This is a genomic window from Plantactinospora sp. BB1, from assembly GCF_003030385.1.
In the GTDB taxonomy this organism is placed as follows: Bacteria; Actinomycetota; Actinomycetes; order Mycobacteriales; family Micromonosporaceae; genus Plantactinospora.
Genome location: NZ_CP028159.1, coordinates 5,831,388 through 5,849,398 on the forward strand (window position 1 = coordinate 5,831,388; position 18,011 = coordinate 5,849,398).

General features: G+C 73.2%; 10 protein-coding genes. 4 read left to right on the top strand and 6 right to left on the bottom strand.

The window, feature by feature from the left end:
* Window positions 1-22 precede the first annotated feature (22 nt).
* On the bottom strand, window positions 23-2,098 hold the full coding sequence (locus C6W10_RS25510) for a beta-galactosidase (RefSeq protein ID WP_234361422.1): 2,076 nt from the start codon (window positions 2,096-2,098) through the stop codon (window positions 23-25).
* Window positions 2,099-2,173: 75 nt separating this feature from the next.
* Here C6W10_RS25510 and C6W10_RS25515 point away from each other — a divergent pair, with 75 nt between their 5' ends.
* Both C6W10_RS25515 and C6W10_RS25520 read left to right on the top strand, forming a co-directional pair.
* A complete protein-coding gene (locus C6W10_RS25515) occupies window positions 2,174-4,471 on the top strand; it encodes a glycoside hydrolase N-terminal domain-containing protein (protein WP_159104741.1) in 2,298 nt (765 codons plus the stop codon).
* A 99-nt stretch (window positions 4,472-4,570) separates the two neighbouring features.
* Complete coding sequence (locus C6W10_RS25520) at window positions 4,571-6,916, top strand: TIM-barrel domain-containing protein (protein ID WP_107261153.1); 2,346 nt, start codon at window positions 4,571-4,573, stop codon at window positions 6,914-6,916.
* A 60-nt stretch (window positions 6,917-6,976) separates the two neighbouring features.
* Here the strand turns inward: C6W10_RS25520 and C6W10_RS25525 are convergent, their stop codons facing one another.
* The 5 genes from C6W10_RS25525 to C6W10_RS25545 form a co-directional block, all read right to left on the bottom strand.
* Window positions 6,977-8,449 carry a DHA2 family efflux MFS transporter permease subunit gene (locus tag C6W10_RS25525; RefSeq protein WP_234361423.1) on the bottom strand — a complete coding sequence of 491 codons (1,473 nt, stop codon included), beginning with the start codon at window positions 8,447-8,449 and terminating at the stop codon, window positions 6,977-6,979.
* 75 nt (window positions 8,450-8,524) lie between these two features.
* On the bottom strand, window positions 8,525-9,013 hold the full coding sequence (locus C6W10_RS25530) for a MarR family winged helix-turn-helix transcriptional regulator (protein ID WP_107261155.1): 489 nt from the start codon (window positions 9,011-9,013) through the stop codon (window positions 8,525-8,527).
* Window positions 9,014-9,097: 84 nt separating this feature from the next.
* A complete protein-coding gene (locus C6W10_RS25535; RefSeq protein ID WP_369936945.1) occupies window positions 9,098-10,027 on the bottom strand; it encodes a carbohydrate ABC transporter permease in 930 nt (309 codons plus the stop codon).
* Between the two features lie 2 nt (window positions 10,028-10,029).
* On the bottom strand, window positions 10,030-11,241 hold the full coding sequence (locus C6W10_RS25540; protein ID WP_234359043.1) for a sugar ABC transporter permease: 1,212 nt from the start codon (window positions 11,239-11,241) through the stop codon (window positions 10,030-10,032).
* Window positions 11,238-12,917: an extracellular solute-binding protein gene (locus tag C6W10_RS25545; RefSeq protein WP_107261158.1), complete on the bottom strand. Its 1,680-nt coding sequence runs from the start codon at window positions 12,915-12,917 to the stop codon at window positions 11,238-11,240. Before C6W10_RS25545 ends, C6W10_RS25540 begins: the two co-directional genes overlap by 4 nt.
* 274 nt (window positions 12,918-13,191) lie before the next feature.
* Between C6W10_RS25545 and C6W10_RS25550 the strand changes: the two genes are divergently transcribed.
* Window positions 13,192-14,604 (top strand): ROK family transcriptional regulator, encoded by a 1,413-nt coding sequence (locus tag C6W10_RS25550; RefSeq protein WP_234361424.1) that lies wholly within the window; start codon window positions 13,192-13,194, stop codon window positions 14,602-14,604.
* 344 nt (window positions 14,605-14,948) lie between these two features.
* The gene (locus C6W10_RS25555; RefSeq protein WP_107261160.1) at window positions 14,949-17,996 is read left to right on the top strand and encodes a glycoside hydrolase family 3 protein; all 3,048 of its coding nucleotides are present in this window, start codon (window positions 14,949-14,951) and stop codon (window positions 17,994-17,996) included.
* Window positions 17,997-18,011: the final 15 nt, after the last annotated feature.

The window sequence follows — 18,011 nt, forward strand, 5'->3', positions numbered from 1 at the left end:
TGGCACAGCCGGCGATCCGCGGTCAGCCCTGCCCAACGGCATGCTCGACAGCGGTTTCCCGGAGCACCGCGCAGCCGCCGGCCGGCAGCCGCACCGGGTCGACGTACTCGCCGCTGAGCAGGTCCAATCCGGACACCTCGACGGTCTGCGCAGCGTCGGTGTGGTTCAGCAGGAACAGCCAGCTCGTCCCGGCGGCGCAGCGGCGGACCGCCTCCACCCCGGCCGGCGCGACCGGGCAGGTCGGTTCCGCACCGGCCGCCGCCGTCACCCGGGCCAGCAGGTCGCGGTACGGGTCGTCGTCGAGCCGGGTGGAGAGATACCAGGCCACCCCGTCGCCGTACCCGTGCCGGGTCAGCGCCGGCTGGCCGTCGAGCGCTCCGCCGACGTAGCTGACCGACGGCGTCGCACCGGTCAGGCGTACCGTCTCGGCCCAGAGCCGGCCGGTGCCGCCGTCCGAGAGCGGCAGCCGGGTGGCCGGGTCGAGCGGATGGAACTCCTCCACCCGGATCCCGAGCAGGTCGCGCAGCGCTCCCGGATAGCCGCCGACCCGGACCCGGGCGTGTTCGTCGGCGATCCCGCTGAAGTAGCCGACCAGCAGGTGACCGCCGGCCGCCACGTAGTCACGGATCCGCGAGGCGTACCGGTCGGAGACCAGGTAGAGCGCCGGAAGCACCAGCAGGGCGTACCCGAAGAGGTCGTCGCCGTCGGTGACGAAGTCGCTCGGAACGCCGGCCCGGAACAGCGCCCGGTGCGCCGCCGACACCTCGGCGGCGTAGTCGAGCTGTGCCGAGGGCAGCATGGTGGCCTGCAACGCCCACCAGCTGGCGACGTCCCAGGCGATCGCCACCGGCGCCCGTACCGTTCCGGCGTCCACTTCGGAGATCCGGTCGAGCAGCGCGCCGAGCGAGACCGCCTCGCGGAACGCCCGGCTGTCCGGGCCGGCGTGCGGGACGAGTGCGGAGTGGAAGACCTCCGCGCCGCCCCGGGAGGCCCGCCACTGGAAGAACATCGCCCCCCGGGACCCCCGGGCGACGTGCGCCAGGCTGTGCCGGGTCATCCGCCCCGGCTCCTTGGCGTGCATCCGGCCGGGGGTGAGGATCAGGTTCGGCGCGCTCTCCATCAGCAGCCAGGCCGGACCGCCGGGCGGGTTCCGGCCCTCCGGCGGGCCGGCGGCGCTCCGACCGGCCCGGCCGGTCCGCTGCCCGCGCCGGGCCCAGGACCGGGCCAGGTCGGCGGCGAACGCGGTCTGCTCCTCGGCGCCCGGCCCGGCCTCGGCCGGATAGTGGTCGATCGCCACCAGGTCCACCTCGGCGGACCACCGGGCGTGGTCCACCGGTACCCAGCCGCCGAGGACGTAGTTGGTGGTCACCGGTACGTCCGGGGTGGCGGCCCGGAGCAGGTCCCGCTGCTCGACGTACGCCGCCAGCAGCTCGTCGGAGACGAACCGGCGGAAGTCCAGCAGCTGGCTCGGGTTGCCCAGGTATTGCGTGGCCCGGGGCGGCCGGATCTGTTCCCAACCCGAGTAGTGCTGGCTCCAGAAGCTGCCGGTCCACGCCTCGTTCAGTCGGTCGAGGTCACCGTAGCGGGCCCGCAGCCAGGCCCGGAACGCGACGGCGGCGTGCTCGCAGTGGCAGCTGGTGCCGTACTCGTTGTGCACGTGCCAGAGCGCCAGCGCCGGATGGTCCCGGTAGCGGTCGGCGAGCGCGGCGGCGATCTCCCGGGCCGCCGCCCGGTACGCCGGGGCGCTGGCGCAGTAGGTGTCCCGGCTGCCGTGGCTGAGCCGTACCCCGTCGGCGGTGACCGGCAGCGCGTCCGGGTGCCGGAGCGAGAACCACGGCGGTGGGGAGGCGGTCGGGGTGGCCAGCGCCACCCGGATGCCGCCGTCGTGCAGCAGGTCGAGCACCCGGTCGAGCCAGTCGAAGTCGTACCGGCCGGGCTGTGGTTCGAGTCGGGACCAGGCGAAGACCCCGACGGTGACCAGGTTGACCCGGGCCCGCCGCATCAGCTCGACGTCGGTGGCCCAGACCTCCGCCGGCCACTGCTCCGGGTTGTAGTCACCGCCGTAGCAGAGCCCGGTCAGACCCTTCGGCCAGCGCACCCCGCCCCGCCTCTCCCGGCACACCCGCAACCGTCGCCGTTGACCTTTGTTTGGGCTCCCGCCAAAGTAGGCGGGGTGCATCCCCCTGTCAACGGCCTCGTCTCGACCAGCCGGACCGACGACTGGGAGGCGGCGCTGGTCAGCGGCAACGGCCGGCAGGGGGCGCTCTGCTACGGCGGGCCGGACGCCGTCCGGATCACCGTCTCGCACGAGCGGCTCTTCCTGCCGCTGACCCCGCCGCTGGACCCGCCGCCGACCGCGCGGATCCTCGCCGAACTGCGCGCGCTGCTGACCGCGGGCGAACACCGGCGGGCCGCCGAGCGGGTGGCGGAGTTCGCCGCCGCGCACGATCCCGGGTACGCCGAGACCCGCTGGGTCGACCCGCTGGTCGGCGCGGCCACCCTCACCTGCACACCGGTCCCGGTCGACGCGGCGGGCGCGCCACCCGGCGGCGCCGGGCCGGTGACCGGCTACCGGCGGAGCACCGACTTCGACACCGGGGTGGTGCGGCAGTCCTGGCGGTCGGCCGACGGGCCGGTCGAGGTGGCCGCCTTCGTGTCCCGCCCGCACGACGCGCTGGTCGTCCGGCTGACCGGGCCGACCGGCTGGCGGAGCACGCTCGCCCCGATCGACGGGGACCCGCCGGTACCGGTGCAGCAGCGGATCGCCCCCGACGGGCTGGGCCTGCGGGTGGAGTTCCCGGCCGCCACCGGCCGGCAGGTGACCGGGTACACGGTCCGGTGCCGGATGGTCGACGACACGCTCCTGCTGCTGCGGACCACCGTGGACGGCGTACCGTCGCCGGGGCCGGACCTGGCGGAGCTGCCGGCGGACTTCGACGCGCTGCTGGCCGCACACGTCGCGGTGCACGGTGAGCTGGTCGGCCGGGTCCGGCTGGACCTCGACGGGTCGCCGGCCGCCCGGACCGCCACCTCCGAGGAGCTGCTGCGACCGTTCCGGCCGGAGGGCTCGGACGGCACCGACGGCCCGGCCGAGCCCGCCGCGCCGGTCGGCAACGCCCTGGTGGAACGGCTCTTCGCGGCCGGCCGGTACGCGATCGTCTCCGCCAGCGGCGACCTGCCGCCGACCCTGCTCGGCGTCTGGAGCGGCAGTTACCGGCCGGCCTGGAGCGGCGGCTACACGCTGAACGGCAACCTGCCGGCCGCGCTGGCCGCGCTGGCGGTCACCGGCACCCCGGAGCTGGTCGTCCCGCTCTTCGACCTGCTCGACTCGGTCGCCGACGACCTGGCCGGGAACGCCCGCCGGCTCTACGGTGCCGGCGGCATCCTCACCCCGACCCACCTGACCGGTCACGGCCGGCAGAACCACTTCGGTCCGGTCTGGTGCCAGACGTTCTGGACCGCCGGGGCGGCCTGGCTGGCCCGGTTCTATCACGACCACTGGTGCCACACCGGGGACCGGACGTTCCTGCGGGAGCGGGCGCTGCCGTTCCTGCGCCGGGCCGCCGAGTTCTACCTCGACTTCGTGACCGTCGACCCGGACGGCCGGGCCCGGTTCGTGCCGTCGTACTCCCCGGAGAACGCCCCGGCGAACACCGGCGCGCAGGCCAGCCTGGACGCCACGATGGACGTCGCGGCCGTCGCCGACCTGCTGCGCAACCTGCTGGCCGCGACGGCGGTGCTGGGCGAGCCCGACCCGGCCGAGCCGCGCTGGCGGGCCTTGCTGGCGGCGCTGCCGCCGTACCGGATCGCGCCGACCGGGAAACTCGCCGAGTGGATCGCCCCGGGACTGGTCGACAACCACGCGCACCGGCACGCCTCGCAGCTCTATCCGCTCTGGTACGAGATCGATCCGGCGTTCGCCGCCGATCCGGCGCTGTGCCGGGCCGCCGCGCTGGCGATCCGCCGCCGGCTGGCCTGGTGGCAGGGGGCGGAGTCGGACGAGATGGGGTACGGGCTGGCGCAGCTCGGCCTGGCGGCGGCCCGGCTCGGGCTGGCCGAGGAGGCGTACCGGACGGTGCTGCTGATGGCCGGCCGGTACTGGCGACCGAACCTGGTCTCGACGCACAACCGGGATGCGATCTTCAACCTGGACCTCTGTGGCGGACTGCCGGCCGTGGTCGCCGCCATGCTGCTGCGCAGCACCCTCGGTCCCGGCGACGAGCCGGGTGCCCAGTCGGTCCGGCTGGACCTGCTGCCGGCGCTGCCGTCGGCCTGGCCCCGGGGCAGCGTCGCCGGCCTGCTCGCCCGGGGCCCGGTGACGGTGGCCCGGCTGGCCTGGACATCGACACAGGTCGAGGCGTTGCTGATCTCCCCGGTCGACCGGACGGTCACCGTCGAGCTGCCCGGCGCGGCGCCGGTCCGGATCGGGCTGAGGGCCGGCCGGACGCATCGACTACGGTCGCGCCGTTGACAGTTTGTTGGGTTACCAAAGAAACTAAGGGGAGTCCATGCGCCGGCCGGCACCGTCGGCGGTGCGCGGGACCCGCGTCCCGGGAGCCGAGGAGACCGCATGCCGTACCGCCCGCCCCTGGTGCCGCACGAGACGTTCGTCGCCGACCCGCCCGACCTGCCGGTCCGGGCCCCGGGCGAGCACGGGCTCTCCGCACTGCACCGGGCCGAGGTGCTGAGCACGGACGGCCAGGGCGTGACCCTCAAGGCGTCCACCTCGGACGGCGGCTCGCTCGCGGTCCGGATCACCGCCGCCGCCGAGGGCGTCATCCGGGTACGGCTGAGCGAGGACCCGCTCGCCCGGGGCCGGGCCAGCCGGGCGCTGCCCCTGGTGCACCCCCAGCCGCACCGGGCCGAGGTACGCGTCGACGGCGACCGGGTCCGGGTCGACGCCGGGGCGGTGGTCGCCGAGCTGAGCCTCGACCCGTGGCACCTGCGCTTCGTCGACCCGACCGGCGCGGTACTGGTCAGCCAGAGCCGGGGCGAGCAGGACATCAGCGGTCGGCTGCGTACCCTGCCGTTCGGCCGGTCGCTGGTCGACGGCGCGGTCGCCGCCTACCACGAGAGTTTCGTGACCCCCGGCGACGAACGGTTCGTCGGGCTCGGCGAGAAGTTCACCCCGCTGGACAAGCGCGGCCAGCGCGCCCTGATGTGGAACTTCGACGCCTTCGGCAGCGAGTCGGACCGCTCGCACAAGAACGTCCCGCTCTACCTCTCCAACCGGGGCTACGGAGTGCTGGTCGACAGCGGCATGCCGGTCGAGTTCGACATCTGCCAGTCCACGCACAGTTGCGTGCAGATCCTGGTGCCGGACGACCTGATCGACTACTACGTGATCGCCGGACCCACCCCGACGCAGATCCTGGACCGCTACGACCGGCTGACCAGCCGGCCGGCGCTGCCGCCGAAGTGGGCGTTCGGCGCCTGGATCTCCTCCGGCTTCTTCCGGGACAGCCAGCAGCGGGTGCTGGAGCGGGCCCGGAAGATCCGCGAGCGCGGCATCCCCTGCGACGTGCTGCACCTGGACTGCTACTGGCAGGTCGCCGGGGCCTGGTCCGACCTGCGCTGGGACGCCGAGCAGTTCCCCGACCCGGCCGGCATGCTGGCCGAGCTGGCCGGACAGGGCTTCAAGGTCAGCCTCTGGATGAACCCGTACGTGATGACCGGCAGCCCGCTCTACGCCGAGGCGGCCGAGGCCGGCTACTTCCTGCGCCGGGCCGACGGCTCGGTCTACGTCGCCGACACCTGGCACGGCAGCCACCCGGCCGGCGGGATCGTCGACTTCACCAACCCGGCCGCGGTCGACTGGTTCACCGGGCTGCTCCGGCCGCTGCTGGAGCAGGGCGCCAGCGTCTTCAAGACCGACTTCGCCGAGGGGGTCCCGGCGGACGCGGTGGCACAGAACGGGATGACCGGCGTCGAGCTGCACAACGTCTACTCGCTGCTCTTCAACGACGTGGTGGTCAAGGTGACCCGGGAGGTGGCCGGGCACGGCACGGTGTGGGCCCGCTCGTCGTACCTGGGTGGGCAGCGGCACTCGGCACAGTGGAGCGGCGACGTGAACGCGACGTACCCGGCGCTGGCGAGCACGTTGCGCGGCGGGCTGAGCCACGGGCTCTCCGGGGTGCCGTTCTGGAGCCACGACAGCGGCGGTTTCCACGGCACGCCGACGCCGGACCTCTACGTACGCTGGGCGCAGTTCGGGGCGTTCTCCCCGCTGGTCCGGTTCCACGGCACCACCAGCCGGCTGCCCTGGGACTTCCCGGCCGAGGCGGAACGGCTCGCGGTCGAGGCGCTGCGGCTGCGCTACCGGCTGATGCCGTACCTCTACTCGGCGGCGGTCACCTCGGCCCGGACCGGTGCGCCGATGATGCGGGCCCTGCTGGTCGACTCCCCCGACGACCCGGCCGCCTGGACGGCCGAGCTGGAATACCGGCTCGGCCCGGACCTGCTGGTGGCGCCGATGACCACTCCGGAGAACCGCCGGCACGTCTATCTGCCGGCCGGCGACTGGGTGGACTTCTGGACCGGCCAGGTGCACGCCGGTGGCCGGCACCTGCGGGTGCACCGGCCGCTGGACCAGGTCCCGCTCTTCGTCCGGTACGGCGCGCTGATCCCGGTGATGCCGCTGGCCGACCGGGTCGGGGACGGGGCCTTCTCCGACGTCACCGTGCTGAGCTTCGGCGCCACCGACGGCAGCACGGTGGTGCACGACATCGACGGCGACACCACGATCCGGGCGAGCCGGTCGGGCGACGAGTTCCGGGTGGAGGCCGACGGACCGCTGCGGGTCAGCGGCGTCGCCCTCGCCCCGGTCGAGGGTGCCCGGCTGCCCGGGCGGCTGCTGCTGGGCGGTACCGCGACGAGCGCGGTGCCGCTGGACGGACTACCCACCGTGCGGGGTTGAAGGTCGGGGCGGGGTGCCCAGGTGGGGGGCGCCCCGTCCCCCTTCAGGTGAGCGTCGAGGTCAGCGCCGGGCGGGCTGGCGCAGTACCGTGAACGCCACGACGAAGGCGGCGACCAGCAGCCCGGTGGCGACCGCGAAGGCCAGCCGGAACCCGCCGGTCAGCGCCGCCGGCTGGCTCGCACCGGCCGCGAGCAGTGCTTCGGTACGCCCGGCGGCGAGGGTGGCGAGCACCGCGACGCCGACCGCCATCCCGAGCTGCTGGGTGGTGTTGAAGAGTCCGGAGGCGAGCCCGGCGTCGTCGGAGCGGGAGCCGGACATGCCGAGGCTGGTCAGCGCCGGCAGGGCGAGCCCGAAACCGGCGGTCAGCAGCATCACCGGCAGCAGGTCGGTGAGATAGTCGGCCCGCACCGGGACCCGGGCCAGCAGCCCGAGCACCCCGACCAGCAGCACCAGCCCGGCGAGCAGGACGTTCCGCTCCCCGAACCGGGTGTTGAGCCGGGCCGAGACGCCGAGCGAGACCGCGCCGATCGTCACGGCGGCCGGCAGCATCGCCAGCCCCGTCCCGGCGGCGCCGTAGTCGAGCACCTGCTGGAGGTAGAGCGCGACCAGCACCTGGAACGCGAAGCACGCCGCGACCATCAGCACCTGCACCAGGTTGGCTCCGGCGACGTTGCGGGACCGGAGGATCCGCAGCGGCATCAGCGGGCTGGCCGCGGTGGCCTGCCGGGCGACGAAGGCGGCGAGCAGCAGTACGGCGATTCCGCCGAAGCCGAGGGTGGCCGGCGAGGTCCAGCCGCGCGACTCGACGCTGACCACGGTGTGCAGGCCCAGCCCGAGGCCGGTGGTGACCAGCAGGGCGCCGAGGACGTCGGCGCCGGCCGCCCGGCCGAGTCCCCGGTCCGCCGGCAGTACGGGTCGGGCGATCGCCAGCGCCGCCAGCCCGATCGGCAGGTTGACGAAGAAGATCCACTGCCAACTGAGCAGGTCGGTGAGGACCCCGCCGAGTACCGAGCCGAGCGAGGCGCCGGCCGCACCAGTGAAGGCGAAGACCGCGATGGCCCGGGCCCGCTCCCGGGGCTCGACGAAGAGCGTCACCAGGATGCCCAGGGCGACCGCGGTCGCCGCCGCGCTGCCGACGCCCTGGCCGAATCGGGCGATGATCAGCACCGCCGGGGAGTTGGCCATCCCGGCCAGTACCGACGCGCCGGTGAAGACCGCCGTGCCGGCCAGGAACATCCGCTTGCGGCCGAAGAGGTCGCCGAGCCGGCCGGCGAGCAGCAGCAGGCTGCCGAAGGCGAGCAGGTAGGCGTTGACCACCCAGCTCAGGCCGGCGGCGGAGAAGCCCAGGTCCCGCTGGATGGCCGGCATCGCCACGGTCACGATGCTGCCGTCGAGGATGGTCATCAGGGTTCCGGACGCGATCACCCCGAGGGCGAGCCAGCGCTGCCGGTACGCGGATCCGCCGGGTTCGGGCGGCTCGGCGGTCGCCGGGGCGGCGGCCGTGGGGGTGGTGGGAGCGGAAGTCTCGGACACGCTGTCCTCCTGTCAGGTGGCACCGACATGAAGGACCGTAACAGATAGTTCCGTTACAGACTATCTGTTTGCGATCTAGCTCTCGCGCTGGCGCGCCCGGCGTACCGGCCCGGGCGTCTCGACCGGCTCGGCCAGGTGACCCGCGACCAGCCCCTCCATCACCCGCAGGAAGACCTGCCGGTCCCGCTCGCCGAGCGCCGCCAGGACCTCCGCGTGCACCCGGTCCACGATCGCCTGGCTCTCCGCCGCCACCCGCGCCCCCTCGGCGGTGACCGCGATGATCCTGGCCCGCCGGTCCGTACTCGACGGCCGCCGCTGCGCCAGACCGGCCGCCTCCAGCGCGTCGACCGTGACCACCATGGTGGTCTTGTCCATGTCACCGATCTCGGCGAGCTGGGCCTGGGTCCGCTCCTCCCCGATGGCATGCACCAGCACGCAGTGCATCCGGGCGGTCAACCCGATCTCGGCCAGCGCCGCGGCCATCCGGGTACGCAGCACGTGGCTGGTGCGGTCCAGCAGGAAGGAGACGTCCGGAACGGTCCGGGCCGGTGCCATGGCGGTCATGCCACCAGCATACCAATCCGTTCCGTTACGGATTATCTACCAACAGTCACACTCGCCCGTCGGGCGCTCCCCCCGAGCCCGCGCTCAGCCCTTCACGGCGCCGATGATCACACCCTTGACGAAGTGCCGCTGCACGAAGGGATAGACCAGGACGATCGGCGAGACCGTGACCACCACCACCGCCATCTTGATCGCCAGCGTCGGCGGCATCGAGACGCCGAGCGTACCGGCGTTGTTCGGCGACTGGCCGGCCAGGATGAAGCTCTGCAACACCCGCTGGATCGGGAACTTCGAGTTGTCGTCGATGTAGAGCAGGGCGTTGAACCAGACGTTCCAGTAGCCGACCGCGTAGAAGAGCCCGACCACCGCGATCACCGCCCGGGAGAGCGGCAGCACGATCCGGGCCAGGATCCGGAACTCGCCGGCACCGTCGATCCGGGCACTGTCCAGCAGCTCCGCCGGGATGTTCTGGAAGAACGCCCGCACCACCACCAGGTTGAAGACGCTGATCGCGGTCGGCAGGATCAGCGCCCAGATCTGGTCCTTCAGGCCGAGCCCGGTGACCACCAGATAGCTCGGCACCATGCCGGGATAGATCAGGAAGGTCAGCAGGAAGTAGAAGAGCAGCCCCCGGTGCCCGACCGACCCGGGCCGGGACAACCCGTACGCGGCCAGCACGGTCAGCACCAGGCTCACCGCCGTACCGGCCAGGGTGACCAGGGTGCTGATCCAGAGCGCCTGGGTGACCAGTCCACCGGCGAAGATCGCCCGGTACGCCGAGAAGTCGATCTCCCTCGGCACCACCACCAGTCCCCCGGTGGCGTTGATCGTCTCCCGGGACGCCAGGCTGGTCACCAGCACCACCCAGAGCGGGATCAGCACCGCCAGCACCACACCGGTGAGTACGCCGCCCCGGAAGACCTGGCCGACGGTGCTCGGCTTCTCCTCCCAGGCCGGCCGCCGGTTCCGATCCCGGCGCCGCTGCGGCGGAGTCGTTCGCAGGGAATCCGTCACAGTCATGATCTTGAGTACACTCCCCGCTCGCCGAGCGCGTGGGCGAACCGGTTGGCCGCCAGGATCAGCACCAGCCCGACCACGGCCTTGAACAGCCCGGCCGCCGCCCCGTAGCCGTAGTTGCCGGTGGTGATGGAGTTGTAGTAGACGAAGGTGTCCAGCACCTCGGCCGCCTGCCGCCCCACCGCGTCGCGTTGCAGCATGAACTGCTCGAAGCCGACCGAGAGCGCGTCCCCGAGCCGCAGGATCAGCAGCAGTACGATCACCGGCCGCAACCCGGGCAGCGTCACGTGCCAGAGCCGCTTCCACCGGCTCGCCCCGTCGACCGCCGACGCCTCGTAGAGGTGCGGGTCGATGGTGGAGAGCGCGGCCAGGAAGACGATCGTGCCCCAACCGACGTCCTTCCACACCGTCTCGGCGGTGACCAGCACGATGAAGGTGTCCGGATTGGACATGATGTTCCAGGGTTCCAGCCCGACGTCGCGCATCTCCTGGGCGAGCAGCCCCGCCCCGCCGAACATCTGCACGAAGAACGTGACCACCAGTACCCAGCTGAAGAAGTGCGGCAGATAGACCACGGTCTGCACGAATCCCCGCAGCCTCGGCGAGAGGATGTTGTGCAGCATGATCGCCAACATGATCGGCAGCGGGAAGTAGAAGACGAGCTGGAACGCGGTGATCGCCAGGGTGTTGCGCAGCGCGTCCCAGAACGCCGGGTCGCCGAAGAGCGTCTCGAAGTGCGCCGTGCCGATCCACGGGCTGTGCAGGAAGGCCGCCAGCGGGGTGTCCCCGGCGTACGGGTTGTAGTCCTGGAACGCGACGACGTTGCCCAGCGTCGGCAGGTAGTGGAAGACCAGCAGCAGCAGGGCCGCCGGGGCCACCATCACCAGCAGCGGCCAGTCCCGGCGCAGCCGGGCCCGCAGCGGTGCCCGGTCGCGCCGCCGCGTCCGGGCCCGCCCGTGCCGCACCGGCTCCCGCCCCGGCCGGCCCGCCGGATCGGGGACCGGCCGGTCCGCCGCACGGCCGTCCCGGGACTGCTGCGGCAGGCTTCGCGGACTCTCGGCGGGGCGGGGCGGCGCGGCGGTGGGACCGGCGAGCGCGGTCGGCTCGTCGAGCCGGCCGCCGGCCTTCGGGGTTGTCGGGGCGTACCCGCCGGGCGGGCGGCTCCGGTCGTCGCCGGTGCCACCCGCCCGGGCTGTTTCGCGGGTACTCATCGCCCGGCGTCGGCCAACGCCTTGGCGCGGAACTCCCGGGCCTCGTCACCGCCGCCGTTGCGCCACTCGGTGATGATCGTGTCGAGGTCGCTCATCGGCCGGCGACCGCGCAGCAGGTCGGTCACCTTGTCGTCGGTCGGCGACAGGCTCGCCTTGAACCGGGCCGGCATCTCCAGCTTCAGTCCCGACCAGGGGTCCTTCTCCAGGTACTTCACCATCTCGTTGGAGTAGGTGAGCATGTCCCGGACGTAGTTCGGGGTCTGCGGGAACGGCTGCACCACCGGGCTGCGCCCGCTGATGAAGAAGTACTGGTTGACGATCTCCTTGAAGCCGAGGTCGGTCTTGACCGGGCCGGTCGCGGTCCGGTTGTGGTGCTTGCCCTCCACCCCGTACTCGCGCAGGTCGAACTCCTTGGTGCCGAAGGGTGCCGAGCACCAGTTGATCACCCGCAGCAGTTCCTCCACCCGGGCCTTGCCCAGCCCCTTCTTGATGAAGGTGTACGAGATCGGGTTGTCGTCGCCCCAGACCAGCGGGTCACCGCCGGTGGCCGAGAAGATCGGCACGGGCTGGATGTTGAAGCCGGGGGTGATCCGCTGCTGCTCGGCCTGCATCGCCTGCCAGGCGCCCGGACCGTCCTGGAAGAAGATGATCCTGCCACTCTGGATCAGCTGCTTGGAGTCGGCGCCCTTGCTGGCCACCAGGTCGGGGTGGACCAGACCGGCCTGGTAGACCTTGGCCATGAACTCGACGGACTGCTTGTATTCCGGCGTCTCGTACTTGAACTCCGGGGTGCCGTCCGACTTCAGCCGCCAGCCGTCGTCGGTGCCCGGCACCTTGTGGAACATCTGGACCATCGCGAAGATGTCGTTGAACGCCCAGACCCCCTTGCCGGGGTCGGTCACCTTCTTGCCGACCTCGAAGAGTTCCTCGATCGTCTTCGGATAGCCGAGCCCGGCGGCGTCGAGCAGGTCCTTGCGGTAGAAGAGCGCCCAGGGGAACGGCCCGTCCTTGGGGCAGGGCACCGCCATCAGCCGCTCGTTCCAGAACGCGTTGCGCCAGGCCCCGGCCGGGAAGGTGGCCAACATCGGGTACGGGTCGATCCCGGCGCCCTTGAGGTGGTCGGTGAGGTCCTCGAAGAGCGCGGCGGTGGCGTCGGCGAACCGCGGCAGCTTGGAGACCTCCCACTCCGGTACGCAGAGCAGGTCCGGTACGTCGCGGGCGCCGAGCATGGCGTTGAGCTTGTCGGCGTACGTGTTGCCGTCCTGGACGCTGAAGTTGACCTCGACGCCCAGCTCGGCGTTCACCGCCGCGAGGTACTGGCTCTGGCCGAGTCCGGGCGGAGCCGGCCCCCAGGCCGGGGTCATCGCGCTGATCCGCTGGCCGCTGGTTCCGGGCTTGTCGGTGATGGCGTCGACCAGCGTGCTCGGGAACTCGGTGTAGCCGTCCGGCACCGGGCGGGTGCCGACGATGCTCGGCTTGGGGATGCCGGGCGGCAGGTCCTTCTGGTTGGGCAGCAGGCCGGCGAGCTTGTCCAGGTCCTGCGCGTTGCTGGTGGAGGCCACCTCGCCGCCGCAGCCGGCGAGCAGGCCACTGCCGACGGTCGCCGCGGCACCGAGGCCCACCAGGCTCAGGAAGTTCCTACGGTTGGTGGCGCTGCCCGGGCCGGATGGTTGCACGGGGGCGCTCCCTTCGATATCGCCGACCGGGTCGCGGACCCGCGTGGGACGCGGGAAAGTAACCCGTTCGGTTGCTGGGTGGATATGGGGTAGAGTTAGTTCGTCGGTTGACTAAACAAACGTAATCGACGGTGACCGGTGCCACAAGACACCGGAATCATGGCGCGGCGGGCGAGCGTGGCCCGGCGCGTGGCGGTGCGGCATGATGGGCGCACCGTCGGCAACCGGCGCGACACCGGGCCCGGAGACCGAAACGCGGGGAGCGGGGCTGATCTTGTTCACGACGCAGACCGGGCCACAGCCGGCCGATCTCGCCGACGTACGGGCCACGAATCTCGCCGTCGTCCTGCGCTTCGTCCGGACGCACGCGCCCTGCTCACGCGCTGACATCGCCGCCTCGACCGGGTTGAACAAGGCGACCGTCTCCAGCCTGGTCGCCGAGTTGCTCGACCGGCGTCTGGTCCGGGAGACCGGCCTGGCCGAGAACCGGATCGGCCGCCCCGCCACCATGCTGGTGGTCGACGGCGCCCCGTACGCGGCGATCGGCATCGAGGTGAGCATCGACGAGCTGACGGTGGTCGCCGTCGACCTCGCCGGCACCGAACTCCTTTCCTGGCGACGCGCCTTCGACGGCTCGTCCGCCTCCCCCGGCCGGGCGGTCAGCGCGATCGCGGCGCTCGCCGGCCGGGCCGTCAACCGGGTCGGCGGCCAGGGCCGGGAGGTGCTCGGCCTCACCGTCGCGGTCCCCGGCCTGGTCGACGCCGGTGGCACCGTCCGGCTCGCCACCACCCTCGGCTGGCGTGACCTGCCGCTCGGCGCCGACCTGCGCCGTGCGCTGCGCGACCCCGGCTACGAGGTGGTGGTGGACAACGACGCCAACCTCGCCGCCCTGGCCGAATTCCGGCACGGTCCGCAGGCCGGCACCGCCAACCTGGTGCACCTGACCGGCGGCGCCGGGCTCGGCGCGGGCGTGGTCGCCGACGGCCGGCTGCTGCGCGGCGGACGCGGCTTCGCCGGCGAGCTGGGACACGTACCGGTCGAACCGGACGGTCCGCTCTGTCCGTGCGGCCGGCGCGGCTGCCTGGAGGTGGTGGCCGGCATCCCGGCGCTGATCCGCCGGGCGCTGCCGGACGCGGCCGAGGACGGCCCGGTCACCGACTTCGCCCCCGAGGTCGACCGGATCCGCACCAAGGCCCGCCGGGGTGACCGCGCCACCCTCGACGCGCTGGCCGAGATCGGCCGGCACCTGGGCCGGGGCGTCGCGCTGCTGGCGAACCTGGTCAACCCCGAGGTCGTCCTGCTCGGCGGCTATTACGCGACGCTGGCACCGTGGCTGCTCCCCGCCGCCGAGGCCGAACTGCACGCCCACACGCTGGCTCCGGAGGCCGGCGGGGCCCGGCTGCTCGCCTCGGCCCTGGGCACCGGCGCGGCGGCGTCCGGTGGGGCGGCCCGGACGCTGGAGACCGTCGACGCCGGCCGGCTGCCGCTGCGCGACCCGGATCGTGGCGCCGCCCGGGAGCCGGGCCCGTCGGCCCGGGTCTCCCGGAAGACCCCCACCCGGTCCAGTACCGCACCCGGCGACCCGGAGCCGGAGGCGAAGGCGGATCCGGCCGCCGCCGCGCAGGCGTCCGCCTCGCCGGAACCGCAGCCCACCGACCCGCCACGGCAACCGGCCGCCCAGCGCTGACCACCCACCAGCGCCGACGGCGCGTCCACGGCGGGAACTCCGTGCAGATCCGACTGCGGGAATCCGCCGTGGAAACCGATACCCACCAATCCGTTCGGCGCAACCCCTTGACCGGTACGGCGGCTGGTGGAAGCCTCGAAATGCTCCCTCGTGACCAGCGGGAAACCGCTATCCACGGTGGAGTATCTTTTCCCTGGCCGTCGAAGCGCTTCGAGCTTCCCGGGCTGACGGCCGGGCACCCGCCGCTCCATCCCGTCCCCGCCGGATTCGAAGCGCTTCGACTCGCCACCACCCCGGTTCCCACCGCCGCCGCGCTAGTCGAAGATCATGGAAGGTGATCGACCATGACCGACCCGACGTTCCGCGACCCCGACCAGCCGCTCGACGTACGCGTCGCCGACCTGCTCGGCCGGCTCAGCCGGGCGGAGAAGATCGCGCTGCTGCACCAGCACCAGGCCCCGGTGCCCCGACTCGGGCTGCCGGCGTTCCGCACCGGCACCGAGGCGTTGCACGGGCTGGCCTGGCTCGGCCCGGCCACGGTCTTCCCGCAGGCGCTCGGGCTCGGCAGCACCTGGAACCCCGAACTGATCCGGGCCGTCGGCGCGGCAGTCGGCGACGAGGTGCGGGGCCTGCACCAGAAGGACCCGACCCGGGTCGGGCTGAACGTCTGGGCGCCGGTGGTCAACCCGCTGCGCGACCCCCGCTGGGGCCGCAACGAGGAGGGCTACGCCGAGGACCCGTGGTTGACCAGTTGGCTCGGCACGGCGTACGCCCGGGGGCTGCGCGGCGACCACCCCGACTACCTGAAGACCGCGCCGACGCTGAAGCACTTCCTCGGCTACAACAACGAGACCGACCGGTGCACCACGTCGAGCAACCTGCCGCCCCGGGTCCTCTACGAATACGAGCTGCCCGCGTTCCGGGCCCCCATCGCCACCGGGGCGGCGGTGGCCGTGATGGCCTCCTACAACCTGGTCAACGGCCGGCCGGCACACCTGAGCCCGTTGATCGGCACCGAGCTGCGCCGCTGGACCAGTGACGAGATCCTGGTGGTCAGCGACGCCGGTGCGGTCTCCAACATCGCCGGTGCGCAGGGCTACCACCCCGACCACCCCAGCGGGTACGCGGCCGCGCTGCGGGCCGGCATCGACAGCTTCACCGAGGACAGCGAGGACCCCGGGCCCACCGTCGAGCGGCTCACCGAGGCGCTGCGGCGCGGACTGCTCGACGAGTCCGACCTGGACACGGCGGTACGGCGGATCCTCACCGTCCGGTTCCGGCTCGGCGACCTCGACCCGCCCGAGCGGAACCCGTACACGGCGATCACGGCAGACGTGATCAACTGCCCGGCGCACCAGGAGCTGGCCCGGGAGGCCGCCCGGCAGTCGCTGGTGCTGCTCCGCAACGTACCCCGGCCCGGCACCGGGGCGCTGCTGCCGCTGGACCCGGCCCGGATCGGCCGGCTGGCCGTACTCGGGCCGCTGGCCGACACGCTCTACGAGGACTGGTACAGCGGCACCCTGCCGTACGCGATCACCGCCCGCGACGGGCTGGCCGCCCGGTTCGCCCCGGCGAGCACGCCGCACCACTGCGGTGCGGACCGGATCGCGCTGCGCACCGCCGACGGCTACGTCCGGGCCGCCGGTGACCCGGAGGGCGCGCCGCTGCACCTGGCGGTCGGCCCGGAGCCGGCGCCGGGCGGCGTCGCCATCCCGGACGGCAGGGTCGGGCCGCCGGAGGGTGCCGCCGGGCCGACCGGGGCCGGCGGCGGCGCGGCCCAGGGCGACACGGCCGGGCCGGTGCCGCAGGACGGCTGGTTCGAGGTCTTCGACTGGGGCCAGGACGTCGTCGCGCTGCGCAGCGTGGCCAACGGCCGGCACGTCGGCGCCGACGAGGAGGGCCTGCTCGTCAACGACCGGCCCGGCCCGGGCGGCTGGGTCGTCCGGGAGACGTTCCGGCTGGTCGACCGGGACACCGGCGACCGGGTGCTGCACCACCTGGCCAGCGGACGCTACGTCCGGGTCGGTCCGGACGGGGTGCTCCGGGCCGACGCGGTCGCCCCCGCCGACGGTACCGGCTTCACCGTCGAACTGGTCGCCGACGGTGCGGCCGAGGCGGCGGCGCTGGCCCGGGACGCCGACGTCGCCGTCGTGGTGCTCGGCAACCACCCGATGGTCTGCGGCCGGGAGACCGAGGACCGGGCCGACCTGGCCCTGCCGAAGGCGCAGGAGGCGCTGCTCCGGGCGGTCCACGCGGCCAACCCGCGTACCGTGCTGGTGGTCAGCAGCAGCTACCCGTACGCGCTGAACTGGGCCGACGAGCACCTGCCGGCGATCGTATGGTCGGCGCACGGCGGTCAGGAGTACGGCGCCGCCCTGGCGGCCGTGCTCGCCGGGGACGCCGACCCGGGCGGCCGGCTGACCCAGACCTGGTACCACGACGCCGCCGAACTGCCGGACCTCTTCGACTACGACGTGATAGCCACCGACACCACCTATCTCTACCATCGGGGCACCCCGCTCTATCCGTTCGGCCACGGGCTGAGCTACGCCGAATTCGCCTACTCCGACCTGCGGCTGAGCGCGGACGAGGTGGACGCGGCCGGGGAGGTCGAGGTCAGCGTGCGGGTGACCAACGTCGGTTCGCGGCCGGGCGACGAGGTGGTCCAGCTCTACACCCGACAGCGGCGGTCCCGGGTCAAGCAGCCGCTGCGCCAGCTCCGCGGCTTCGCCCGGGTGAGCCTGGCCCCGGGCGCGCAGACCACGGTACGGCTGCGGCTGCGCGCCAGCGAGTTGGCGCACTGGGACGTGACCCGGGGCCGGTACGTGGTGGAGGACGCCCGGCACACCGTCGCGGTCGGCCGGTCCAGTGCCGACCTGGTGCTGACCGCCACCCTGGCGGTGCACGGTGAGCCGGTGCGTCCCCGCGCGGCGCTGGCCGGTCCACTCCGCGCGACCGACCACGACGAGTACGCCGGCACCGAGCCGCTGCCGGACGGTCCGGACGGCGCGGCGGTGGTCGCCCGGGAGGCGGGCGGCTGGATCCGCTTCTCCCGGGTCGACTTCGGTGCCGGGGTACGCGGCGTCACCGCCCGGGTCGGTGCCGAGCGACCGCTGCCGGACGGGGCCGAGCTGCTGCTCCGGCTGGACGACCCGGTCCGGGGTCCGGTGGCCGGCACGGTCGCCATCCCACCGGTCGCTGACCCGGAACCGGGCGACGGCGCGGCGCCGAACGGCGAGGTGACCGGCGACTGGCGCGGCGGGGCGACCGGGGTACGGGATCTGTACCTGCTCTTCGACTCCCCCGGCGCTACGGTGAGCTGGTTGACCTTCGTGGCCGGTGCGGACGGCCCGGACGCGGACGCTGCCGGGACGGGAAGTGGAGGCGCCTAGTGTCCGAGTCGTCGC